General features: G+C 63.2%; 19 protein-coding genes and 2 pseudogenes. 4 read left to right on the top strand and 17 right to left on the bottom strand.

Features of this window, described 5'->3' with window-relative positions; all coding sequences use genetic code 11:
- Positions 1-37 precede the first annotated feature (37 nt).
- The 3 genes and pseudogenes from EU800_RS29130 to EU800_RS18930 form a co-directional block, all read right to left on the bottom strand.
- Positions 38-500 (bottom strand): annotated as a pseudogene (locus tag EU800_RS29130) (DUF992 domain-containing protein).
- A gap of 168 nt (positions 501-668) precedes the next feature.
- Positions 669-2,420 (bottom strand): arylsulfatase, encoded by a 1,752-nt coding sequence (locus tag EU800_RS18935; RefSeq protein ID WP_129634652.1) that lies wholly within the window; start codon positions 2,418-2,420, stop codon positions 669-671.
- Positions 2,420-2,749, bottom strand: coding sequence for a hypothetical protein (locus EU800_RS18930; RefSeq protein WP_129634650.1), 330 nt, complete (start codon positions 2,747-2,749; stop codon positions 2,420-2,422). The genes EU800_RS18935 and EU800_RS18930 overlap by 1 nt, the downstream gene beginning before the upstream one ends.
- A gap of 217 nt (positions 2,750-2,966) precedes the next feature.
- On the opposite strand from EU800_RS18930, the gene EU800_RS18925 reads away from it, so the two are divergent.
- The 4 genes and pseudogenes from EU800_RS18925 to EU800_RS18905 all read left to right on the top strand — a co-directional run bounded on the left by EU800_RS18925 (position 2,967) and on the right by EU800_RS18905 (position 7,541).
- On the top strand, positions 2,967-4,787 hold the full coding sequence (locus tag EU800_RS18925) for a hypothetical protein (RefSeq protein ID WP_129634648.1): 1,821 nt from the start codon (positions 2,967-2,969) through the stop codon (positions 4,785-4,787).
- Between the two features lie 113 nt (positions 4,788-4,900).
- Positions 4,901-5,577: pseudogene (locus EU800_RS27600) on the top strand (transposase); the annotation flags it as partial.
- A gap of 90 nt (positions 5,578-5,667) precedes the next feature.
- On the top strand, positions 5,668-6,969 hold the full coding sequence (clcA, locus tag EU800_RS18910; protein ID WP_129634646.1) for a H(+)/Cl(-) exchange transporter ClcA: 1,302 nt from the start codon (positions 5,668-5,670) through the stop codon (positions 6,967-6,969).
- A gap of 116 nt (positions 6,970-7,085) precedes the next feature.
- Positions 7,086-7,541 carry a two pore domain potassium channel family protein gene (locus EU800_RS18905; protein WP_207209938.1) on the top strand — a complete coding sequence of 152 codons (456 nt, stop codon included), beginning with the start codon at positions 7,086-7,088 and terminating at the stop codon, positions 7,539-7,541.
- Here the strand turns inward: EU800_RS18905 and EU800_RS29125 are convergent.
- The 14 genes from EU800_RS29125 to EU800_RS18835 all read right to left on the bottom strand — a co-directional run bounded on the left by EU800_RS29125 (position 7,538) and on the right by EU800_RS18835 (position 23,217).
- Positions 7,538-7,759 (bottom strand): helix-turn-helix domain-containing protein, encoded by a 222-nt coding sequence (locus EU800_RS29125; protein ID WP_129634644.1) that lies wholly within the window; start codon positions 7,757-7,759, stop codon positions 7,538-7,540. The genes EU800_RS18905 and EU800_RS29125 overlap by 4 nt on opposite strands.
- A 224-nt stretch (positions 7,760-7,983) precedes the next feature.
- Positions 7,984-8,766, bottom strand: coding sequence for a FadR/GntR family transcriptional regulator (locus EU800_RS18895; protein ID WP_129634642.1), 783 nt, complete (start codon positions 8,764-8,766; stop codon positions 7,984-7,986).
- 8 nt (positions 8,767-8,774) lie between these two features.
- A complete protein-coding gene (locus tag EU800_RS18890) occupies positions 8,775-9,647 on the bottom strand; it encodes an SMP-30/gluconolactonase/LRE family protein (RefSeq protein ID WP_129634640.1) in 873 nt (290 codons plus the stop codon).
- The gene (locus EU800_RS18885) at positions 9,644-12,301 is read right to left on the bottom strand and encodes an ATP-binding cassette domain-containing protein (protein WP_165354736.1); all 2,658 of its coding nucleotides are present in this window, start codon (positions 12,299-12,301) and stop codon (positions 9,644-9,646) included. Before EU800_RS18885 ends, EU800_RS18890 begins: the two co-directional genes overlap by 4 nt.
- A complete protein-coding gene (locus EU800_RS18880; RefSeq protein WP_165354735.1) occupies positions 12,294-13,379 on the bottom strand; it encodes a substrate-binding domain-containing protein in 1,086 nt (361 codons plus the stop codon). The genes EU800_RS18885 and EU800_RS18880 overlap by 8 nt, the downstream gene beginning before the upstream one ends.
- Before the next feature lie 64 nt (positions 13,380-13,443).
- Positions 13,444-14,406, bottom strand: a complete 963-nt coding sequence (locus EU800_RS18875; RefSeq protein WP_165354734.1) for an ABC transporter permease — start codon at positions 14,404-14,406, stop codon at positions 13,444-13,446.
- Positions 14,403-15,575, bottom strand: coding sequence for a galactonate dehydratase (dgoD, locus tag EU800_RS18870; protein ID WP_129634632.1), 1,173 nt, complete (start codon positions 15,573-15,575; stop codon positions 14,403-14,405). The genes EU800_RS18875 and dgoD overlap by 4 nt, the downstream gene beginning before the upstream one ends.
- A gap of 676 nt (positions 15,576-16,251) precedes the next feature.
- A complete protein-coding gene (locus tag EU800_RS18865) occupies positions 16,252-16,791 on the bottom strand; it encodes a hypothetical protein (protein ID WP_129634630.1) in 540 nt (179 codons plus the stop codon).
- Between the two features lie 453 nt (positions 16,792-17,244).
- Entirely contained in the window at positions 17,245-18,864 is a 1,620-nt protein-coding gene (locus tag EU800_RS18860; RefSeq protein WP_129634628.1) for a DUF5906 domain-containing protein, read from the bottom strand.
- Complete coding sequence (locus EU800_RS18855) at positions 18,861-20,279, bottom strand: hypothetical protein (protein WP_129634626.1); 1,419 nt, start codon at positions 20,277-20,279, stop codon at positions 18,861-18,863. The genes EU800_RS18860 and EU800_RS18855 overlap by 4 nt, the downstream gene beginning before the upstream one ends.
- The gene (locus tag EU800_RS18850; RefSeq protein ID WP_129634624.1) at positions 20,276-20,455 is read right to left on the bottom strand and encodes a hypothetical protein; all 180 of its coding nucleotides are present in this window, start codon (positions 20,453-20,455) and stop codon (positions 20,276-20,278) included. Before EU800_RS18850 ends, EU800_RS18855 begins: the two co-directional genes overlap by 4 nt.
- Positions 20,456-20,953, bottom strand: a complete 498-nt coding sequence (locus tag EU800_RS18845) for a hypothetical protein (protein ID WP_129634622.1) — start codon at positions 20,951-20,953, stop codon at positions 20,456-20,458.
- A gap of 432 nt (positions 20,954-21,385) precedes the next feature.
- Positions 21,386-21,874: a hypothetical protein gene (locus EU800_RS18840; protein ID WP_129634620.1), complete on the bottom strand. Its 489-nt coding sequence runs from the start codon at positions 21,872-21,874 to the stop codon at positions 21,386-21,388.
- Positions 21,871-23,217, bottom strand: coding sequence for a site-specific integrase (locus EU800_RS18835; RefSeq protein ID WP_129634618.1), 1,347 nt, complete (start codon positions 23,215-23,217; stop codon positions 21,871-21,873). Before EU800_RS18835 ends, EU800_RS18840 begins: the two co-directional genes overlap by 4 nt.
- Positions 23,218-23,760: the final 543 nt, after the last annotated feature.

Below are 23,760 nucleotides of genomic sequence, written 5' to 3'. Positions count from 1 at the left end.
GTGAGGGACGGTCCTTCCGGACCCTCCCGGACATAAATCAGCGCAGGTCGATTTCCTCGACCTCCAGTGAGGCGCCGGCCCCGAGGATCTCCGAGGCACTGAGCGGCTGGAGAGTGAACGTGTCCGCCCCGCTGCCGACGAAAATGTTCGCCGCTGCGCCTGCGCCGAGCGAGACTGCCGCGGTTCCGTCGAAATATTTGCCAGCGAGCGAGCTCGCCTTGGTCGGGTCCCCCGACGGAGCGAGCACGGCCCAGACGAGCGTCACGTCCTTCGTGACCGACAGATTGACGCCGAGCGCTTTGAACTCGCCGGTAATAGGTCTGCGTATCGCCGACATTCGGCTTGAACTCGCAGGCGAACTCCTCCCTGGAATAGACGATGTCGTTTTTGACATCCGTCAGCTTGCACGTCAGAACGCCGATGTCGGCGCGTGCGTGGGCCCCGGAGGTTGACAAGATCAGCGCGGTTGCAGCAGCCAACCCAAGTGCGGCGTATTTCATATCCTGTTCTTGTGTTATTTTTCTGCTCGAGGTCCTGAGAAGATCGAGGTTCGGGGAGCCTAGCTGCCGCGGCGGGCCGTGATGCACGCCGCGGCAGGTTTGGTCTGATACAGGCGCCCGATCCCCGGGTGCCTGACGCTGGTTCACTGAAGTCATCCAGCTTTCGAGTTAGTGGCCCGCGTGGCTCGACGTGTTCATGTTCTTCACTTGCTGGATAACCTGCTCAAGATTGTAGCTGGCCGGATCCTGCATCGGCGGGAAGTCGCGATAGGTCTCAAGTTCCCTGAGCCACAGCTGCTGGCCGAGCGGCAGAATGTTCCAGTCGTAGACATAGGCCGTCATGGGAGCGGCAATCGCGCCGCCCATTCCGAACAGTGTCTTTATCTGCTGCCCGATAGACGTCTCGAAAGGGTCGCGCTTGATGTTCACGACCTGGGTCCAGTGGAACGGCATAACGCCCGAAATGAAGCCGGACGGGTCATCCGACACCATGGCAAAATACATCTTCCAGTTCTTGAAGCGAACCGCCGACGGATCCTTGCCCGAGTAATACATAAAGTAGTCTCGCGCTGCCGCGTCGGACTCGCCGGTCAGATACGCCATCTGATTGACTCCATCGAGCGTAGTCTTGACAATCCCGGGGTAGGTGCCTTTTTCAAGTTCGGCCTTCAGATCGTTGCCCTTGGGGCCACCGGCCGCTTCGACCAGCGTCGGCAGCCAATCGAGCGACGCGAAGATGTCGTTCAGCACGGTGCCGGGTTCGATCTTGCCTGGCCAGCGAATGACCGCCGGCGCCCGCATGCCCCCTTCCCAGGTGCTCAACTTGCCGCCCTTGAACGGTGTCACTCCGCCATCGGGGAAGGTGATCGTCTCAGCGCCGTTGTCGGTGGTAAAGACGACGATGGTATTGTCGAGCTCGCCCATCTCCTCGAGCTTTTGCAGCACATAACCGATATTGTCGTCCATCTGCTTCATGCCGGCTTCGTTGACGCCCCAGTCCTTGCCGCCGGCCTCACCGACTTCGGCCAGATACTTGTCCGACAAGACGGTTGTGATGTGCATTCGGGCCGGGTTGTACCAGACGAAGAACGGCTTGCCGGTCTCCTCGGGGTCGTTGCGGTCGAGGAAGTCGATGACCTGTGCCGAGATTTCCTCGTCAATTGTCTTGGAGCGCTCCAGTGTCAGCGGACCTTCGTCCTTGCAGGTTTGGTTGGCCGAGGTTCCATCGCTCGACGTGCAGTACATCACCGGACGCGGCGGCGTCAGGCAGATGGTCGTCGCCGGGTCGACGGCGCCGGGCACTTCTGCCAGTCCGGGAATCGGTGTGTTCTTGCAAGGCGGCGCGATGGTCTGGTCGGTCGCGGACGTGTTGATGTCGGGGAAGCTCACCCCCTGCATCGCGTCGAGGTGATAGAGATAGCCCCAAAACTCCTGGAAGCCGTGGGCAGTTGGCAGGGCATCGGTATGATCCCCGAGATGGTTCTTGCCGAACTCGCCGGTGTTGTAGCCGAGATCCCGCAGGAAGACAGCAAGCGACGGGGTGCCAGGCTGAAGGTAGCTTGGGCTGCCCGGCAGTTGCGGCATGATCATGCCGGTACGCAGCGGCTGCATGCCGGTGAAGAAGGCGTTGCGCCCTGCCGTGCAGCTCTGCTCGGCGTAATAGTCGGTGAACATGGCACCTTCAGCACCGATCCGGTCGATGTTCGGCGTTTCGCCGACCATCAGGCCACGATGGTAGATCGACGGCTGCATCCAGCCGATGTCGTCGCCCATGATAAACAGGATGTTGGGTTTTTTCGCCGCATCCTGCGCGTCGGCCGGAGCCGTCAGCCCGAAGGCTGACGCGCCCAGCGCGAGCGCGCTCGCGAAGAGCGCTCCTGCGCGGTGGGCCACGGACCCGTCACGTCTTTTAAATTTCATCATTCCATCTCCCGTTGCGTGTTGGTCTTCTCCCACACCTCGTGGGTCGATCTGGGTGCCTGTCCGGATCGGTTGTCCTGAAGCGATGTGACGGACGCGGATCCGGCGCCCAGACGCTCTGTGATTTCATCAGCGATCTCGCCCGCGAGCTGGCGGTATTCGACTACTCGAAGTGCATTGGTATCGACGCTTTGCCAGTGCCGGAGCGCCTTTACCGCCGCTTCGTAGTCTTCGCAGACATACCGAAACTCGGTGTCCCGGGCACAAAGCCTGAGGATCTCCAGTTCTCGCTCTGGAAACCGCTCCACGAGAGCGGATAGTCTTGGCATCGATACTCTCCCCAGGACATATTCAGACGCCACTGGGCCTCAAGAACTCCTGATCTGGGAGGTGCGAACATGTTCGAACTTGCAGTATTCTTCGAAAGCTGACGCATCCGACCCCGGCCAGCGGCGGCCAAATGGGCGTTTCATTGTGCCGCGGCGTCCTGTATCAGAGGGCGGATTGATAGGCGGCCAGAAGGCGATCGTTTTACAGGGCTGGTCAATGAAACAAGCGCGCGATGCCCACCAAGCCGATACGACGACATCCCGACCTCCCCCCTCCGAAGTCGATATCCGGGCGCAGTTGCAGCGGATTCTGGACAACGCATCCTTCCGCGCCAGCCAACGCCGGCGGGTGATGCTGCAATTCATCGTTGACGAGGCCCTGGCCGGTCGCGGTCCCCGGATGAAGGGCACCACCGTGGCAATCGCCGTTTTCGGACGGGACGAAACCTTCGATCAGCAATCCGACCCGGTCGTGCGTCTCGAGGCACGGCGGCTGCGCAGCGACCTCGACAGCTATTATGTCGACGCCGGCAACCAGGATCCCGTTCGCATCACCATTCCCAAAGGGGCCTACGTCCCGCGTTTCGAATGGCAGAATAAGGCCACGGCCACCCCGACGCCGCTCCCTGACGCCGCTCCACCAGACGCGGCGCTACCGGACCCGGACCCAACCGTGACGCCCTCACCCGAGGCGGGCTTCCCGGCTGGGCGCAGCCGCGGGCGCCTTATACTGACTGCAGCCCTTCTCGCGATATTCGGCTTGGCAGCGATCGCGGCCGCGTTCTTCGGGCTGCGCGGCGCGAAGCCGGAAGCAACCCAGGCCAGGACGCCGGCCCTCATCGTTTTGCCGTTCGAGGCGTTCGGCGATATCGATGAGATGGAGATGATCGCCTCGGGCGTGACCGAGGAACTGATCGCCAATCTCATGCTTTTTCAGAACTTCCGGGTCTACTCGACCACAGCCAGCTTTCGTCAGGATGCCGGTGCCGACCCGGTGGCCCTCGGGCGCGACCTGGGGGTCTCCTATGTCGTGACCGGTATCATGCAATCGCAGAATGGCCATGTGCACCTCCGCGCTCGGCTGGTCGATGCGCAGTCGGGCGAGGTCCGCTGGAGTGGCAGCTACGACAAACCGCTCACCCCGAGCGATCTGATCGGGGCGCAAAGGGATCTTGCGGTGGCAATCTCTACCGAACTCGGCGAGCCCTACGGCGCTGTGAACGAGGCCGTAGCGCAGCGCATGGACAGCGACAGCGCGCCCAGCATGCCGAGCTACGCCTGCATCCTGCGCGCCTATGATTACAGGCGGAGCTTCGAGGACGCGCTCCTGGCGCCAGCCATGGCTTGCCTGAATCAGGCGGTCGTGCGCGATCCCGGCTATGCCGACGCCTGGGCGATGCTCGGCTGGCTGCATCTCGACGCGGTGCGGATGGACGTCGTTGCCGAGGCCGAGCGCCCTGCAGAAATGGCTGCGGCGTTCGATGCAGCGTCACGCGCGGTTGAAATCGATGGCAGCAGCCAGCGTGCGCTGTCGGCCCTCGCGGCAATTACGTTCTACCAGGGCGACTACGCTGCAGCGGAGGCCCTTCAACGCCAGGTTCTGGCGCTCAATCCGCACGATCCCGACATCCTCGCACAGATGGGCTGGCGGCTGGCGGTGCGCGGCGATCGGGAGGGCCTGACCTATCTCGAGCAGGCGGTTGCGCGCAGCGCCAATCCGCCGGGGTGGTACCATCATATGATCGCGGTCTATGCTTATCTCGACGGCGACTACGCCCGCTCCCTCGACGCGGCCGAGAAATCGTCCAAGTTGGGCTCGGCTGTTGGCCTGTCGTTCGCCGCGATGAACCATGCCAAGCTGGGCGACATGGAAGCGGCGCGCGCCGAGTTGGCGGCCATGGCCGAGGCCTGGCCGTTGATCGGGCGCGATCCGGCGGCGGTCTACCGCATGCATCAGGCCACCGACGAGATTGTCGAGGCATTGGTAGCGGGTCTGAAAGAAGCTGGTTGGACAGAACCGGCAACCACAATGGAATAACGCCAACCAGATGGGCGGACTGGCGCGCTGTCCTGTGGAACTCTTCCATCGACGCGAAGTCTGACTTTCGTCAATTCCGTCCAGCAAAGCCACCGACCTGATCACCGCGCCGGCTCACCGCGCCGGCCCATGTTGTCCTCCGCGCGGCCGACGAGTTCCGGGACAAGACAACCCAGCCCAACGAACTCTGGCAGACCGACTTCACCTATCTCAAGGTGATCGGCTGGGGCTGGTTCTATCTCAGCACGATCCTCGACGACCACATCCGCTAAATTGTCGCGTGGAAGCTCTGCACGACGATGAAGGCCAGCGACTTGACCGAGACGCTGGAACTGGCGCTGGTGGCGTCAGGCTGCGACGACGTGACGGTCGTGCACAAGCCTCGCCTTCTCAGCGAGTTGCCAATGGACGCGCCACCAGTTCGAGCGACTATTGGCGACGGCTCGTCCTTTGTCGCCAAGGATCTCGCTGTCTTTCTCGAAGACGAGGGCATGGATCATGTTCGGGGGCGCCGCATCATCCCCAGACCCAGGGCAAGATCGAACGCTGGCATCAGACTATGAAGAACCGCGTTCTGCTGGAAAGCTACTTCCTGCCCGGCGATCTCGAGCGATAGATCGAAGCCTTCGTCGAATACTACAACAATCGCCGATACCACGAGAGCCTGGGAAACCTGACGCCCGCCGACGTCTACCACGGCCACAGCGCGCAGATCCTGTCCATGAGAGAGGAGATCAAGAAACAGACCATCAGAAAACGCCGCTTGCAGCATCAGAGCGCTGCCGCATAACTTCAAACAGAAACCCAACCGGAACCCTTGCTACGAGAAAACCCCGCGCTCTCCGAAATACTCTGACGACGGACACGACAGATGCGGACTATGACATCGCTGGCAAGAAGGTCGGCATCCGAAACCCGCGCGATGGCGGCTCTGGCATTGCTCTCGATCATTGTCGGCATGGCCGCCGGCCTGATCGGCGCCGCATTTCGCTACTCTCTCGAACGCGCCGATGCGTTCCGAGAGATGGCTGTCGTACACACAAGTTCCTACCCCATCCTGGGCCCACTCATGATGATGACAGGGGCCGCGCTGGCTGCCGGATTGGCTGCCTGGCTTGTGCGTCGTTTTTCGCCCGATGCCGCGGGAAGCGGTATCCCGCATGTCGAGGCGGTGCTTGAAGGATCACTCGCGCCCGCGCCCGCGCGCCTCATCCCGGTGAAATTCCTAGGTGGCGTGTTGGCCATGGGCAGCGGCCTTGCCCTCGGCCGAGAGGGGCCAAGTGTGCAGATGGGGGTAACAGCCGCGCACATCATCGGAGGCCTCTTTCGCCGCGACACTGAGGACCGTCGCGCCCTGATCGCGGGTGGTGCGGGAGCTGGTCTTGCGACTGCATTCAACGCTCCCGGCGCTGGCGCGATCTTCGTGCTCGAGGAATTGGTTGGCCGATTTGATCCGCGCATCGGTTTGGTGGCCCTTGGCGCGTCTGCTGGCGCAATCACGGTGTCGCGGAGCTTGCTGGGAAACTCGCTGGATTTCAATGTCACGGACCTTGCCTCCGGTGGCGTTACGGAGTTGGTCTTGTTTCTCATTCTCGGCCTGTTCGTCGGTTTGCTTTCGGTCGCCCACAATCGTGGTCTGCTTGCCACCCTGACGCTTGCCGAACGGATCGGCGGGCCGATCGAATTCCGGGCGGCCGGTATTGGTGCCGTCGTGGGGCTCCTGGCCTGGATCACACCGCACCTTGTGGGCGGAGGCGATGGCATCACTCAGAAGGCACTGAATGGCGATTTGCTCCTCGTGGCACTTCCCGCGCTTTTTCTGTTCCGTATGGTTTTAGGAGCGGCGTCCTATGCCGCCGGTACGCCTGGCGGCCTGTTTGCCCCGCTGATGGTTCTGGGGGCAGCCTCCGGTCTGGCTTTTGGCTATGTTGTCGACGCTTCGGTCCCGGACCTTGCCGTTCGGCCGGAAGCCTTTGCTCTTGTCGGAATGGGGGCCTTTTTTGCCGGTTCCGTCCGTGCGCCTCTCACCGGGATCGTGCTGGTCATCGAGATGACGGGAAGTTCGACGCTTCTCCTGCCATTACTTGCGGGGTGTTTCGGATCAATGCTGGTGGCCGAAACCCTACGCCAGCTCCCAATTTATGCTGCCCTGAAGGCGCGCGCGGCAACGTCGAAGCGCTGATCCGGTTTGGGCCGCGTGTGGAAATCAATCGGGAAGCAACGCGAGTGAACAGAAAGCCACTTCGAACACCGACCGAAAATCGAGGCTCGCGTGAAGACACGTCTGAGGGAACAGGCATGGACATGCATCTTCCGCCTTCACGCAAGAGAATTGCAGAGGTCTATGGCCTCGCCGTGCTGCTGGCACTCGTGCTGTTCTTCATCCAGTTGGTGATGATATTTGACGTGGCCGGTGAGGTGCTGCGCTCCCGGTCCTGGCTACGAGAAGCCCTTGGGGCCAAGAATGCTGGCAAGCTCATCGTCCTCGGGAGCTTCTTCGCACTGATGGCGGTGCACGCTGGCCAGGCCGCCCTGTGGGGCGTTTTCCTGCATCGGACAAAGCTTTTGCAAAGTGTTACTGAGGGCGTTTACTTCTCCGCGGCATCTGTCACGACGCTGGGTTATGGCGACATCCTGCTGAAGTATCCGTGGAGGCACATCGGCACGCTGATCGCAATAACCGGGGTGTTGATGTTCGGCTGTTCGACGGCGTTCCTGTTCCTGGTTCTGCAGTCCGTATGGCAGCACTCCTAAGTGGTGTCGGATGACCTTGTGCGCCAGGCGGTTGGCGGTGTCCCACTGAGGCGGAGAAATGCTTCAGTGAACACGCTTAGGGATGCGACGCCGAGGATTGCTCCGATTTCAACGATAGGAATGTTCGTAGGCTCGAGCAACTTGCGCGCGACCGAGAAGTGCTCCTCGTTACGCAGCGCCCTGAAAGTCTGCACACCTTTCGCCAACCAACTCGGCATCGAGCGTGGGTCCAGGCCATTTTGACATTGTCTGACGTCAGCACCCCGCGGAGAGATTTAACTGCCTCAGCAGCAGGGAATCATATCGCGCAAAAGCCGGGAACCCTGAATCTCAAAGCCCGCGACGCGCTCTAGAAGACCAAACGTAATCTGTGGTTCTCGAAGGCCAGCAGCGTTTTTCATGAGGTAACCGTGCCGCGCCCGGATAACCAACGGTTTGCCGTTCATCCGGCTCCAACGATACCGTTCGGCAGTCCCAGGTCGGCCGCTGCGACATCCAGAAGCAATGACATCGACGACATTGCCCTCACGGGATCGCGAAGCCGGATCGCCTCGAAGACGTCGTTATGGGAATGGATTGTCGCACTGTATGACTGCGCCAGCGACGTGGATAGCCGGAAGGCGGTCCGCAGGGCCGCGTCGATGATGATCTCGAACTCGCGCAAGACGAGGTTGTCCGACGCGGCGAGGATCGACTGGTGAAAGGCGGCGTCGGCCTCGACGCAGGAGTCGATATCGCCGGGCAGGGCCGTCGTCATGGCGTGAAGCGCGCTCTCCATCCGCGACAGGTCGGAAGCCGTCGCCCGGTGGGCGGCCAGTGCAGCAGCTTGGGGCTCCATGATCCGCCGTGCTTCGAGCAGGTCTGCCAGGAATTTATGGTCGGGACGCAGGTCCAGCGTCCATCGCACCACATCAGGGTCGAGACTGCGCCAGGTGTCCCTGTCGGTGACGCGGGCACCGGTGCGCGTCCGGATCTCGAGCATGCCCTTGTCGACCAGAACGCGCATTGCCTCCCGGACCGAGGAGCGGCCGGCCCCGAGCTGCTCGCCCAGCACCGCCTCTGTCGGCAGGATTTCCCCCGGCCCATATCGCCCCGAGACGACATCACGCGCGACGGTCTCGACGACCATGCGGTAGACGCTGCGCCCGGCCCGATTCGGGCCGTCCGCGGCGATGGTGGCTGCGGGCGGCGTTGAACCGGTTCCTTTCTGAAGCTTTTCCGCCACGACGATCCCTATGCTGCGAACCGGGTTTCTGGCAGGCCCGGCACATCCGTGTCGAGCGCCAGCAATGACCCGGCAAGCGGCTGTTCCGCAAGTGCCTCGCCCTTCAGATCCCAAATCGCGGTGGTAATGAACAGGGTTCGCAGGTCCGGGCCACCAAAGATGCAACTCGTTGGCTTCTGAACAGGCAGATCCACCACACGGTCGATGGTTCCGTCAGGGGCATAGCGCACCAGCCGCCAGCCGTCCCACTGGGCGTTCCAGAGAAAGCCCTCTGCATCGACGGTGGCCCCATCGGGCTGTCCCGGCTGGTCGCGGGTGTGGGCAAAGAGGCTGCGGTTCGCGATGTCGCCCGTCTCCGGCGCAAATTCGTAGGACCAGATCTCCTGCTGCATCGTGTCGGCGAAGTAGAAGCGGCTGTCGTCGGGGCTCCAGCAGAGCGCGTTTGAAATACCGATCCCGGTTTCCATGCGATGCACGCTCAGGTCGGGGTCGAGCCGGTAGAGCGCCCCGGTTCGGTCGCTCAGCCGGTCGTCCATGGTCCCGGCCCAGAACCGGCCCTGCCGGTCGACCTTGCCGTCATTGAACCGGTTTCGCGGGGTGTCGGCCTCGGGGCGGGCGATCCAGTCGGTCTGGCCGGTGTCGAGATCGTGGAACGCAAGACCGCTGGCGAAGGCACAGACGATCCCGCCGCCCCGGCGCAACGCGTAGGATCCGATCCGCTCCGGCAGGGTCCAGGAGGTCACCTCGCCGCTGGCCGCGCTCAGCCGTTGAAGCAGGCAGCCCTCGATATCGACCCACCACAGGGTCCCGGTCTCGGCGTCCCACATGGGCACCTCGCCAAGGATGTTGTGAGCTTTCGCGGCAAGGCGGATCTCGGTCATCGGTGGCACTCCTGCTTGGCCTGGGGCGTGTCCTCATCGTGCGGCGGGCCCGGTCTTCGGATCGGTGCACGCTGGCGGGCGACCAGCCGCCCCGCGGCGGCGCGCATCGCGGCCCGGCGTTCGGGGGTTCGTAGCCCGTGAAAGCCAACGGCAACAAGCGTCAGTGCGCCGGTCCAGACATATTGCCAGTAGGCGGAGACATAGAGCTGGTTCAGCACGTTCTGCATCAGGATGATCAGGATCGCGCCCAGCATCGTGCCGACCGCCGTGCCGACGCCGCCGAAGACCAGAGTGCCGCCGACTACGACGGCGGTGACCGTCGAGAGCGTAAAGGTTGTGCCGGCCTGGGGATCGCCGGACCCGATTCGGGCCGCGATGATCAGTCCCGCGACCGCGGCCATCAGGCCGGAGAACAGATAGGCCCCGGCACGCAGCCGGTCCGTCGCGATTCCCGCCGCGCGGGCCGAGGCGACGTTTCCGCCGGTTGCGTAGAAGCGCGCGCCGAGCCGTCCGCGCAGCAGCAGCGTCTCGGCCACGACGTAAAGCACGACGGCGACGACAAAGACGACGGGCACCATGCCCAGGCGCATCGTGACCGCGTCCGCGAACTCCCCCGAGACCCGGCCACCCGGTGCCGGCCGCACGATCAGCGCGATCCCCTGCACCACCGAGAAGGTGGCCAGCGTGGCCACCAGATCGGGGATCCGCAGCACCGTCGTCAGCGCCGCGTTCAGCGCGCCGACCGCGATGCCCGCGCAGAGGCAGGCCAGCACGCCAAAGGTGATAGGCACGCCGCTTTCTGGTGACAGCAGGTAGGAGGCGATTGCGGTCACGAGGCTGATCGTCGGCCCCACGGATAGGTCGATCCCGCCCAGCAGGATCGTGGACATCTGGCCCAGCGCGGCAATTGCCAGCGGCGCGATCTGCCCGCCCATCGACGCGAAGTTCCGCGGCGTGAGGAAATAGGGCGCGGCAAGGCTCGCAGCGAAGGCGATCAGAACGACCAGCGCCAGCAGGAGCAGCCCTGGCAAGTAGCGTTGCAGAAGCGGTCGCCGCCGCACCGCCGCGCGCCCCTGTGCCGTGCCGTCGGGCCCGCTGGCGTGCCGGTCCCTGACTCCGTCTCCGTCCCCCTTGGCGGCCCCGACGGCGTGGCGCATTACGCCTTCCTCGGTCGCCCCGGCTGAGCGTAGATCCGCTGCGATCCGGCCCGCTGAGAAGACGAGGATCCGGTCGGTCAGCCCGATCAGCTCCGGCAGGTCGGAGGAGACAACCACAACCGCCGCGCCGCCCTCCGCCAGACGGCGGATGAGGCCGTAAAGTTCCATCTTCGTCTCGACATCGACGCCCTGGGTCGGCTCGTCGAGGATGTAGACATCCGACGCGCCGATGAACCAGCGCGCAAAGACGACCTTCTGCTGGTTGCCGCCCGACAGCGCCCCCACGAGCGTCTCGGGTCCCGGGGCCTTCACCTGAAGGCCCTGCATCTGGGCGGCGACCTCGCGCGCCTCGCGGCCGGCGTCGATGAGGCCGCGCCGCGTCCAGCCGCCGACATTGGGCAGGGCAGCGTTCTCACGGATCGAATGGATCGGGAACAGGCCTTCGCGCTGGCGATCGGCGGGCACGTAGATCATGCCCGCGGCAATCGCCTGCGCGGGCGTCGACAGCGGGACGGGGTGCCCGTTGAGGCGCACCTCCCCGCCGCGAATGCCCAGTCCGAAGAGCGCGCGGGCAGTCTGCTGCTGGCCCGACCCCTCGATACCGCCGAAGCCGACGATCTCCCCGGCGCGGACCTCGAAGGCGATGTCCCTGGCATGGGCCGTCCGCAGACCCGAGACCTGCAGGATCACGTCGCCGGGGGCGGTCGCGCGTGGCGGAAAGTCGAGGCCCATCTCCCGGCCGACCATCATCGACACGATCCGCGCCTCGGTGGCCTCCTGGGCACTCAGGGTGCCGGTGATCACGCCGTCCTTCATCACCGTGACCCGGTCGGCGATCGCCTGAACCTCGGGGATGCGGTGGGAGATGAAGACGATGGCCGTGCCCGCGGCGCGCAACTCGGCGAGGACCTGGAACAACCCCTCTGTCTCGGCGGGCGTCAGGGCTGAGGTCGGCTCGTCGAGGATCAGCACGCGGGTGCTGCGGGACAGCGCGCGGGCGATCTCCACCTGCTGCATCTGGGCGCGGGACAGCTCCGACGGCAGGGCGAGCGGATCCGCGCCCGACCCAATGCGGGCGAGCGCCCTTTGCGCGGTCTCCAGCATCGCCGCCCGGTCCACCAGCACGCGGCCCCCGGGCTCGTGGCATAGCGAAATGTTCCAGGCAACGTCCAGCGTCATTGCAAGCCGCGTATCCTGCCACACCATGGCGATCCCGCGAGCAAAGGCGTCCTGCGGCGAGGCAAGGCGGATCTCTGCCCCGTCGATCAGCACGCTGCCGCTGTCGGGCGGATGGGCGCCAGTCAGCACCCGCATCAAAGTAGACTTGCCGGCGCCGTTCTCGCCGACCAGCGCGTGGATCTCGCCCGGCAGTATGTCCAGCGACACGGATTTCAGCGCGTGGACGCCACCAAAGCGCTTGTCCACCGCGCGCACGGATAGCACTGGAGGCGCCGTCGCCGGCGCCTCTTCGCTGTTCGTGGCCTCCTCGTCACGCACCGAAGATTTCGCGCAGTTGCGCATCGGTCAGGGACGTGTCGGTGAAGACACCATCCGGTAGGTCAGGGCGAATGTAGTCCCGGTAGTTGTCTGCCGTGATGAGTTGAGGTTCCAGGATCTGCTGCTTTGGGACTTCCTCGCCCTTCAGAAGGCTCACTGCGGCGCGCATGGCGAAGATGCCCTGCCAGGTGGGCTCGCTCATAAGCCCGATATCGAAGCCCGGGTGGTTTGCTCTTTCGGCGTCGAAGAGCTTGAGCATCCCGTTGTAGTCGTCGCCGGTCACCGGCACAAGCGGGCGGCCCGCGTCGAGTAGCGCTTTGATGGCTCCTGCCCCGACCTGCGCGCCGTCGCACCAGATCCCGTCGATCTCGGGATAGGCGGCAATCAGGTCGGCCATGATGACCTTTGCGCGGTCCTCTTCCCAGTAGGCGTCGCGGAACGCTAGGACCTCGATCCCGTCGGCGAATGCCGCCTGCGCGCCTTCCCAGCCCGCGGCGGTGTAGGAGTTGCCAGGCAGGCCGCCGAGCGCGACGATCTTGCCGGTTCCGCCGAGCGCATCCGAGAGCCATGCCCCGAGCGAGCCGCCTTTTTTCGAGGGATCGGTGCCGACGTAAGTGGACCAGTCCGTGCCGTCCACGGGCAGGTTGAAGGGCGCGGTGACGATGCCTTCGCGCGTCGCCTCGCGCAGGATCGGCGCCACGGCGGAGCCGGAGTTGGCGATCACGAGGATGGCGTCGAACTGCTGGTTGATCAGCGTCTCGATGTCGTTGACCTGCTTGTTGATGTCGCCCTGCCCGTCGACCGTGACGAACTCGGCGATCTCAGGCGTCGCGGCGGCCTCGGCCTCCAGCGCAGCGACCGCCATCGCGCGCCAGGAATTACCGGAAAAGCCGTTGGAGAAGGCGATCCGATAGGGCCCTTCCTTGGCGGTGGCGGTGACCATCTCCCCCACCGGGGTCAATTGCGCGCCCTCCTGCGCCATGGCTGGACGGATTAGTCCGCCAAGCCCGGCCACCGTCGCCGCGCCCGCGGTCGTGGTCATGAACCTGCGCCGTGTCAGTCTGTTTCTGGTGGTCATTTCGGTCTCCTCCCTCTTGGTGTCGGACATCAGCGTCCTCGCGTCCCCCGCCCCTGCGGAGGTGTCACCGGCCGGTTCCCGACAGGCGGCGGTAGGCGATCACCGACAGGATGATGATCGCCCCCTGCAGCACGAATTGCGTGCCTGTCGTGACCTGCACGATGTTGGTGAAACTGTTCAGTTCGGTGATGAAGATGGCCCCGCCCACCGTCGGGAGGATGCCGCCCAGCCCGCCCGTCAGCGCGGCGCCGCCCACCACGACGGCCGCCACGGAGGTCAGCAGGAACTGGTTGCCGATGCCGAGCGACGGCGAGCCCACGTAGGCGGTCAGCAAGAGCCCGCCAATCGCCGCCATGACGCCTGACAGCACGAAGGCGGCGACGGTCATCCTCTCCACCGGGACACCCATCAGACGGGCGGCGACTGGGTTGGCGCCAGTGGCGTAGAGCCAGCGGCCGAAGACGGTGCGCCGAGTCAGGACGAAGAGCGCCGCCGCCAGCGCCAGCCAGATCAGCGTTGGCGCCGGGATGCCGAAGAAGCGCCCCGTTCCGATCACCTCGAATGCCTCGGCGGCCTCTCCGCGCGGGGCGCCGCCGGTGTAGACCAGCGCCGCGCCGAACAGAATCGAGTTCATGCCCAGCGTCGTCACCAGCGGTGTGATGCCGATGACGACCACGAGGATGCCGTTTAGAAGCCCCACGGCCACCGCCAGCGCCAGACAGATCAGCAACGCCGCAGCGATGTTCTCCGGCTGGCCCATCATTACGCTGGTGGCCACGATGTTAGTTAGCGTGATCGTGCCTGCCTGGCTGAGGTCGATGCCGCCGGTCAGGATCACGATCACCTGGCCCAGCGCCACGACGCCGAGAAACGCCGCGACCTGCAGGATGTTGACGACCTGTCCCAGCTGGAACATCGACGGCGAGACGAGGCCCGAAACAATGTAGAGAAGCGTCACCGCGATCCACACCGCGCCGAGGGCGCGCAGCGCCCGGCCGAGTGCCTCTAGGGATCCCGCGGCGCTCACCAGTCCACCACGGTGCCGTCCGCCAGCACTGCCCGCGCCGCATGCTGCACCTCGGGCGCGAAGGGATGCCGGGCGCATGCGGCTTCGTTCACCTCGACCCCGAGGCCTGGCGCCTCCGGCACCTGCCAGGCGCCGTCGATCCGCGTCACGGGGCCGTCGACCACCTCGTCATACCAGGGCACCGCGCCGGACATCTCCTCCTGGATGACGAAGTTCGGCGTCACGACGTCGAAGTGCAGGGCGGCGGCAGAGGCGATCGGACCCAGCGGATTGTGCGGCGCGACGCCGATGCCGGCGGTCTCGCACATCGCAGCGATCTTGCGGGCCTCGGCCATGCCGCCGGTGTGGCAGATGTCGGGCTGCGCCACGTGAAAGGCGCGGCAGGCGACGTGGGGCGCATATTCTGACCGGCCGATCAGCCGCTCGCCCGCGGCGACGGGGACCGGCGAGACCCGCGTCACCTCGCGCATCTGCTCCGGATCGCCGGGCTGCACCGGCTCTTCGACGAACATCGGCCGTCCTTCGGCGAGCGCCCCGATGTAGGCCAGCGCCGCGGCCGTCGTGCCGGGGCGGCCGTGAAAATCGATCATGATCTCCACGTCGTCACCTACCGCCGTCCGGAGCGCGGACATAAGGTCCGCAACGTGATCTACGGCGCGGTTCGACGCAAGCATGTGTGTGTATGGAATGCAGACGACCTTGAGCGCGCGGTAGCCTTCCGCAACAACCGCCGCACCGCGTTCGGCAAGAGTGTCTGGTTGCATCGTCTCGTAGACGGCCTCCATGTCGCCCATGCCGAGGTGCGTGTAGACTGCCACGCTGTCGCGCACCTTACCGCCAAGCAGGCGCCAGACCGGTACGCCGAGATCCTTTCCCAGGATATCCCAGAGCGCCAGTTCGATCGCCGAGATCGCGCTCGTCCCGATGACACCCATGCGCCAGAAGCCGTGCTTGTGCATGACACGTAGCGCCTGCTCGATGTCGCGAGGGTCGCGCCCGATCAGAAGCGGTGCGAGGTCCTCGACTGCGCCGACCACGGCCCGTGATTTCCACTCCAGGGTGCCTTCGCCCCAACCAATAAGCCCGGGCTGATCGGTCTCCACCCGAACGAAGAGCCAGTTCCGCATCTCGGCGTTCACAAGCAATGTCTTGATGGCCGTGATTCTCACATGCGCCCCCTTCGGATGTCTTCGTAAGCGTAGTCGCCCACCATTCATCTGATCAATATAATTATTCAGCGGATGATATCGCGAGAGATGTGGCTTGACGCTTGCCGTGAGCGGAACTCGGATTGGGGCACGCAGTGCAGCGGGTCACGTTCGCCGATCTTCAGGCCATCTCCACGAGCGTCACATCAAAGTAACCCAACAAGCCGTCAGTTCCTGTCGGCATAGGCGGTCCGCTTCGATCTCTGCCGGCAGAGATCGCCCTTGCGGAAGGTGCCACGCGATGCGCTTACGAGCATGGCCTCGGAAGCCTCTAACGACGTGACCCATGCGGCGCCAGCGACGAATACCGCCTGGCCGCCCCCGCCCAAAATCCTCAGGAAACTGGCGAAAATCTTTCCTACGCCGCAGCAAATTGGAAAAGACTGACAGGAAAGGCACGTGCTACTTCTCAACCTCCGAATTTCTGCGGTTGCGAGTGGGTGCAATTCCACAGAACGGCTCGAAGCCGACCTTCACTGCACTCCTCCTTGAACTCAGCTCTGGGCCGGTCGCGAAGGTTGAGCGATCAGAGCCAAAGGTCCGGATAGCTCGCACACCGGACGTTGCCTTGGGCACACCAGTGCCGGCTCCGCGCAGGCAGCGGAATTATTTACGCACCTCCCGAGAACATGGCAGTCTACCCAGTCTCCCGATCAACCCAACCATGCCCCCATTGCACCCGCGAAATCTCCGGCAGTTGCAGCGGCGGCCGATCCCGGCTTGCCTTCAACTCCTCCAGAGACGCCTTCAACTGCTCCAGTTCAAGATACCCCAGCATGCCTCCCAGACGCTCAAGGAGCGCCACGTAGGCCTTCGCCTCGGACATGCTGACCTCACCCCTGCCAGCGGCCAGAATGGCCTCTCTGGCAGCTTCCACGGCCTCTCGAGGGGTTTCGAGATCCGAGGCGATGTCGATCCGTACGAAGTCAGCTGTCTTCGGCGGACGGATCCGGTCGATGAGCCATGTCGCGACGTGGCTGTCGCCCTCGTCGAGGGCGGCGTCGATGACATCGGCGGCCTTGCCGAGCATGGTCTCCAGACACTCGTTGGCGAGGTGGGCGGCTCGTGCATTCACGCCGTTGGATCCAGGCGGGCGGCCAGTGGATCTCGGAGGCCTGTTGCCGGGCAGGAAGCGACCGTCCGGGCCACGTTTGTCGTTGATTGTGTCTTCAGTCATCGGGTCGCCTTTGTCGCCATTGTGTGTGCCGGAAAAGGGGCAGCGTTACTGACATAGTAGCGGATGATGAGGTGGCTGTCAGGGTGATTTGCATCCAGGTTTCCCAAGAGGATTGCCGCCCTCGATCAGCTCAGACGGCACAGGATATTGTCTCTATCCAATCCAGGCAGATAGGACAGACATCCGGCTCTGCCCATGCCTCAAGACCCAACGCGTTCAGAGGCGAGGGGCACCGCGTCGATTGCAGACTGGATCGGGTTGGTCTTGGTGACCCCACCTTGGGGGTCGTTGAGGTGTTCGGTAATGATCTGCCTCCAGATGAAAGGTAAGACTTGCTGAGCCATCTGTCCGGGTTGTCCGGGTCGTCGGCTATGCTTTCGGGCGGGTATCCTCCCTTAAGGGGGATAAAATAAAGAAGAGGGAGAGCGATAACCCGGACCACCCGGACCAAACTCAGTTTTCATCAAGCCGGTCCTCCTCCCAGTAGAACTCGCGAATCTCCCTCATCTCCTCCTCCGACGGTCGCTTTCCCTTCTGCCAGATGATGCCCGCCACCGCTCTCTCACGCTTTGTCGAACTGCCCACCGGCTTCCCGTCAGCATCGACAAATGTCCTCGTGTGCTGGGGTCTGGTTGGTCGTGTCGTGCCGTCCGTGGCGTCATGGATAGACGAGATCAGCCGCGCCTTATTCCACCTCGCGATACCGATCTGATCTGCCCATTTGCGGAAGATCGCGAAGATATCATCGACCGGGATGTAGCCATCGATATCCTCCTCGACGTACTCGTCGAGCCAGGTCTTGATCGGTGCCATCTTGGCCACCGACTTGTTGCGCAATTTCATGTGCGTCTCGGTCTGTGTGAAGTATCGCTGACGCCGAAGGCGCAGGTATCCCAGCCGGGCCCACATCAGCCAGAGGTCTGCTTCTTCCTTGAGCTTGTCCAGCAACTCATGATCTTCCTTCCCGAGCCATGACCCGGTTGTCTGAAGGTAGACGATACGGTCAGCGAGAGCGCCATCAGCATCCCTCAATGGTGCCAGGCTGTTGGACAGGATCAGGAATCGCACTGTCAGGTAGACCCCGACAAGCGTGGTCATGTACTTCCGGGAGATATCCCTTGGATCTCCACCGCTGATCGCCAGTAGCATCTCGGACAGCGCACCGTGGTTCGTGTTCTTGTCAATCCGTGCGTCCGTGATCGTCGCCAGCAACTTGTTCTCCAGCGGCTGCAGGGCAAAGTCACCCTCCAGGTTCCGGGTACTTGGGGCACAGGCAGCACCTCCCATCAGATGCTTCAGCATGTTGTTGACTGTGCCCTTGCCACTCCTCTTCTTGCCAATGATCTGGAAGATCTTGTGCTGCTCCATACCTCCGAAGAGGATGTAGCCGACAATCTCCTGTAGCAGTCCGATCTGGCCTGGGTCACGCTCGAAGGTCTGTCCGAAGAATCGGTTTGACGACGACGCCAGCCATGCCTCCTCGAAGGTGTCAGCGTCGATCAGGTCCACCCTGATATCTGCGTTTAGCCGTCGTGTGTTGAAGAAGCGCGGCGTTGGATCGACGATCTCTCCGGTCTCAACATTCACAAACCCGTTCCTGCAGGCATGCATGCCAGCTGGCCCTTCCCCACTGATCCACGCCATGTCGGGGCCGGTATAGGAGACGAGGGAGATCAGGGCTGTCCTGACTTCGTTAACCAGCGTGGATGTGGGCTTGACCCTTTCGACGACCGTGACCAATTCCCTATCCCGTCGCCTGCGCTCCTGCTTCGAAGACCGGCTGAGGATGCGGTGGATCTCGAAGAACATCGCATCCTTGTACCCCTCCATCTGTTCGGATGCGAGCCACATGCCATCGACATAGGTCCAGAACTGCCCGCGCCAGAACTTCACGGTCGGGATGCCTCGTGACATCATCTCCTCTTCGAGGATCAGTTGGGCAACGTCGCGGTATTCCTTGATGTCTTCGAACACGAGACCGACATCTTCCTGCGCAGCCCCACCCTGCGCACCCGCCAGGCCGCCTTCGATAGTGTGGAACATGGCCATGTTCGGATCGTGTTCTTTGCTCATGTCCGGCTCTCCTCGACCCACTGCATGGCCCCCACCTGCTCGCTGGGGGTGAGGCCGTACCATGCCTTCATGAAGCGGGTGACCCTCTGCTCCTTGGTCAGAGGTCGGGGCTTACGCCTGGCTGCCGCCTCCGCATCTCGCCGCGCGTTTTCGGCCTGCTTCTTCCTGGCGCTGAGGATCTGGTCCATCACCCAGCCCGCCGTCTCCATGATGTCGGTACCGCCCAGCCTGAGCGTATGAGTGATAAGACGGACGATCTCAGAATCTCCCCATTCTGCATCACAGAGCAGCCAGATGATCGAGTTCAGCGAAGGCTTGCGCTCTGCCTCGGTCGCCGCCGCGCGAGCGTTCCTGACATGAATCAGCAGGACCGGGTCGGTATCGCCGGCAGGGGTTCCCTTGCGCATCTCCCTGAACTTCGCCTTACGCGCTTCGCGCGCAGCCTCGTCCAGCGTGCCGACATCCGGCCCTCCGCTTTCCCTGATCCAGTCGAGGAAGGTCTCCGTATTCTTGCCGCCCTGCTCGTGGCTCAGGTCGCTGCACCGGTGGAAGCAGTGGAACGACCGGTAAGGATCGGTGCTGGTCGGCGGGCGGTAGCCCGTGCCGTCGATTGCGGCGTCCGTGTGGTTGCCGTGCCATGGGCAGACGATCTCGATCCATCCGTCCGTCCCACGATCACCGAGGATCAGGCCCTGCTCGTCCAGCCACGCGAGCACCGGATCATCGCTGATGTTCACCGGGCTGCTGTCGCCCGGCATCAGGTCCGGTGCCGACGTCCTGCGCTTCATTTCCTTCGCCGCCTTCAGGTCGAGGCCTAGACCTTCGATCACCTCGCCGACATCGAAACGCTTGCCCGTCCAGTGGACCAGCCTGGCGGCATGCTTTTTGCCCGGTGGCTTCGAACCGGGCAGGCGCACGAGGCGTGCGGGGTTCTGGCCACCGGGATCATTGATCCCCGCAGCCACGGCGGCGGTCTGGATCAGCCGAGCCTGCTCGTAGTCACGAACCGGCTCGGTGAGGATGTACCCCCACTGCTGACTGCCTGGCTTGGTCTCGACGACGAAGCTCGGCTCCAGACCGGGCCTGCCGATGACCGTGCCCTCCTTCTCCTCGCCGATGTCGTCGAGCACGATGACGGCCATGCCGGTCCACGTCTCCTTGGTCCGGCGGAACTTCGGGCGCGGCTTTACGGCCTTGTCGACCGGCAGGTGGATGCCGACACCGTAGTGGGTGTGGAAGTCCTGCGCTGAGTAGGACGGCCACGGGTAGGCGGGGTAGGTCGCCTTGCCCTGCGACACGTGGACGGTGGCGATGCAGCCGGTCTCGCCGTCACCGACCGCATGGAAGATCTCGCCAAGGAACTCGGCGTGCGACTGCGGCCACGCGCCGGCGTCTGTTTGCGGTGCGGCGCTCATGACCTCCCCTCCAGAACCGCGAGCCTTGCCCGCGCGTAGTGGCGGCTGCTCCACGCCTCTGCTGCACGGCGGCTCCAGAGCGCGCGGCGGCGCGAGACCCGCTTCCACTTCTCGTGGAGCGGATCCAGATACTCCCAGCCGATCAGGGGCGGCTTCGGCCTGTGCAGCGGTGACACTCATGACAGCACCTCCCGGCCCATGGTTGGCGAGAGCACCTGCAGCCAGTAGCCGGCCACCTCGCGGATGGCGTCGACATCGCCAGCGCGGCGCAGGGCGGATGCCACGAACGCGCCGGAGGCGCGGGCGTCGCCGTTGAGAAAGCCGTGGATCTCTTCTACTGCCGCGTCACCGTCGAGCTTCAGCCCGACGTCGATCTGCGTGACGAGGTTACCCAGCGCGGCGGTGATGGCCTCCCGGTGGTGATCCAGGATCTGCGGGATAGGCGACCATCGGTCCGTTGGCGCTGTGCCATCAAGTATGCCTTTCACCTTCAACGCGTCGATCACCCCCTCGAAGGTGCATCCGGCGTGGCAAGTCAGCAGTAGACCACCGTTGTCGGCGTCGCCGATGCTCAGGCTCGGGTGTCGGTCGTCGTGGGCGGGACAGCGAGCCGATCCGGTGTTGCCGTGCCAGCGACCGTTAAGCGCGCGAGTGATTGTGCGGGCGTCGGTCATTTCAACGCCTCCCCAATGCTACATCTCTCGCCCTGCGACGCTCCAAACCGACTTGATGTGTCCCTGCCCGCTTAAGGCGGTTACGAAAATACTGAAGAGCAAACTCAACTTCGAACACGTTCTCGCGCCCCGGACGCGACACGCGAAGTGGATGGAAACGAAGGCCCAACGGACTGACCGGCTCACAGTGCCACGAAATGATCCGGGCAAGGCTGTGCTTGTTAGCGTATTTCGGCAATGGCTGGCCGGGCTCCCAAAGCGGGATCGCGAAATCTGGAGCCGCATCGCCGGTAGACACGGCGAACTCAGGTTTCTCGCTCTTTGGCATGTCGGGGTCTCCTACGAAAGTGACCCCTCCAAATATTACCAAGTTTTACCGGTTGTCTTGAGAGACAGTTGAGTGATTTTTGGTATATTTCGTCCTGAAAAGTGCTATCGAGGCAATCCTTTGAAACCGTGGACCACTCTCGTCACAACCCGGTAGAAGTGCCGGGGCACCAAAATTTGCGGATCGTCTCCGCCCATTGAGCCGCGCCCGAGTTCGTTAAGTGCCAAACGGCAGGCTTCAGTTCGCTTTTTACCCGACTTGATTTCGGCAGCAACGGCCCGCCAAAGATGGTCACGTTCCTTGAAACCGTGCGCGTACGTCTTGATGGCGGTTTCGAGTTGTTCTCGCTCCATGGGCGACAGATGACTTTCCGGCGATCCGTGCTGTGGCACCAGCCCAATCGGTTCGCCGGCCCGCCACCGATGATATCGCTGATACCACTCGTGCGGAGTCAGCCATTCTTCCGTGTCGGTCTGCAATCTAGTCGTACTGCCACCACCGCTTTTGACACCTTGAATTCGGAGCATTTCCGGTAGTTCTACACCGAGATAGTCTTCATTTCTGATGCCGGGCCAGAGGGTTTCATCGCTCATCGTACCGACCCAAGCGCAACTACCACGTCGTCTTCAAACTCCATCGGGGGCCACTCGGCATGTTCGACGGCATAGCTGACGAGATCAGCCCAAGCGCGCATAACTCTCACTTGCCGGGGCCACAGCCGCGCCTGATGGTAATGCGCGCGGACGCCGCTCCGGGTCTCGCTTTGCCGGTGGTTCAACAGACTGTCGGTAGTGTCCGCATCCCCGACGCCCTGCTCAGCCAGAACGCTCACGAACAGGCGGCGGATATCGTGCAAGTGGAAGCCGGGCGCGTATTTTCGAACCCGACGGTTGTAGTTGTTCCACGCGTTCATTGGACCACCGGCGCCGTTCAGCTGGAACAGCCGTTCTCTTTCCCCGGTCACGGCAAGGCGCTGCTGGACGATCTCAAGGGCCGATGACGCGAGGGGAATGGTGAACGGGTCGCCGTTTTTGGTTTCCTTGCCGTCCAGCACGATTGCAGAGCGTTCAAGGTCGATGTTGCCAGGTTCAAGTTCCGCTAGTTCACCCGCTCTCAGCGGCACCAACATCGCCAATCGGGTAAAGGCATGCATGACTTCCGGCAGGTCGGACGCGTTCCATAGCGCCTGAACATCGGCAGCATCCGCCTGCCGTTGGCGGGGTTTCGGCGGCTTGGGGCGCTCATATCCGTCAAACGGGTTGGTAGGCATGTAGCCCTTCCGCATCGCCCAGCGGGCGAACTTGTCCAGCGCCAGCCCACGGTGGCGGGCGGTGGCGGGCTTGCCAGTGTGCAGATCCAACACGCCTTGAAGGTGGGCCATCGTCATATCTCCGATCCAGAGGTCGGCCACGCCTGCACCCATTTCCTCGATGCCCCTTAGGACATGCAGAGATTCCTGGCGTTGATGCTCGGTCTGCTGCGCCCGCCGTTCTCTGTCATCGTCGGTCCAGTTCTGCTGACTGCGAAGGTAGCGGTCGGCCACCTGCCGTATCGTTTGCCGTGCCCGCGCGTCGGCATTGGCCTTGGCCTTAGCCTCTCGCACCTCCGCCTTCGGATCGCGCCCTTGGGCCAGCACCGCCTGAAGTTCCTCAACCGCAGCCCGCGCCTGTGCGGGCGTCAGGTCATCGACGTGACCAAGTGTAAATTCCGAGACCGGGTGTCGGGTCCCATCGGGTCGGTGGCCCCGCGCTCTGCCCGTGTATGTGTAACTGCCGCCACGCGGTCCGACCTTAAGCCGCAGGCCGGGGGTCACGGCGTCAGCAATTACTTCCCGGCAGCCCGTCGCACGGCGTTTCAGCGCAGCCGCCACAACCCTGCTGTCGATTTTGATGCGCTTAGCCTTACCCCGCAGGCTCGCCGGTTTCTTATCGTCCATCTTGCACTCTCGCCCGGTTTTCGTCCAAACAACTGTCCAAACAAACTGACTCCACAATGGTACTTTATGGTGCAAGATGCTACAACATGAACCCTTCTAACCGACGTTAATAGAAAGAATCTTTTTTTCCGCATCAAGAACTTCACTCGATATAGGCAGTTGACTGTTAATCAATTGGTCGTAGGTTCGATCCCTACCGCCGGAGCCAAAATAAATCAAATAGTTAGCAAGAACTGAAACCATCGACTAACCATTGCCGTGGTTCGAAGGTGGTTCGGTTTCGGCTACCAGTACGACGCTGCAACCATTAAAATACAGCTATCGCTAGAACAACGCAGTCTCTGGATAATGACGACTGCCAGGGTCATCGCTCCTATCACCCTAACCCTGAACCGCCTCACACATCCCATAACAGGCCACCCCCCAGATGCCCAAGGGGCGCCTTCTCGGAAAAGTCGTTAGGGACCCCTCTCATACGACGGGGTGATTTTTCGTTGTCAGCTGTCAGCGAACATCTAGCCCAAGAAAGTCAGAAATCTACGT

This window comes from Tropicimonas sp. IMCC6043 (assembly GCF_004146235.1).
In the GTDB taxonomy this organism is placed as follows: domain Bacteria; phylum Pseudomonadota; class Alphaproteobacteria; order Rhodobacterales; family Rhodobacteraceae; genus Tropicimonas.
This window is presented reverse-complemented; position numbering and strand designations above follow the sequence as displayed.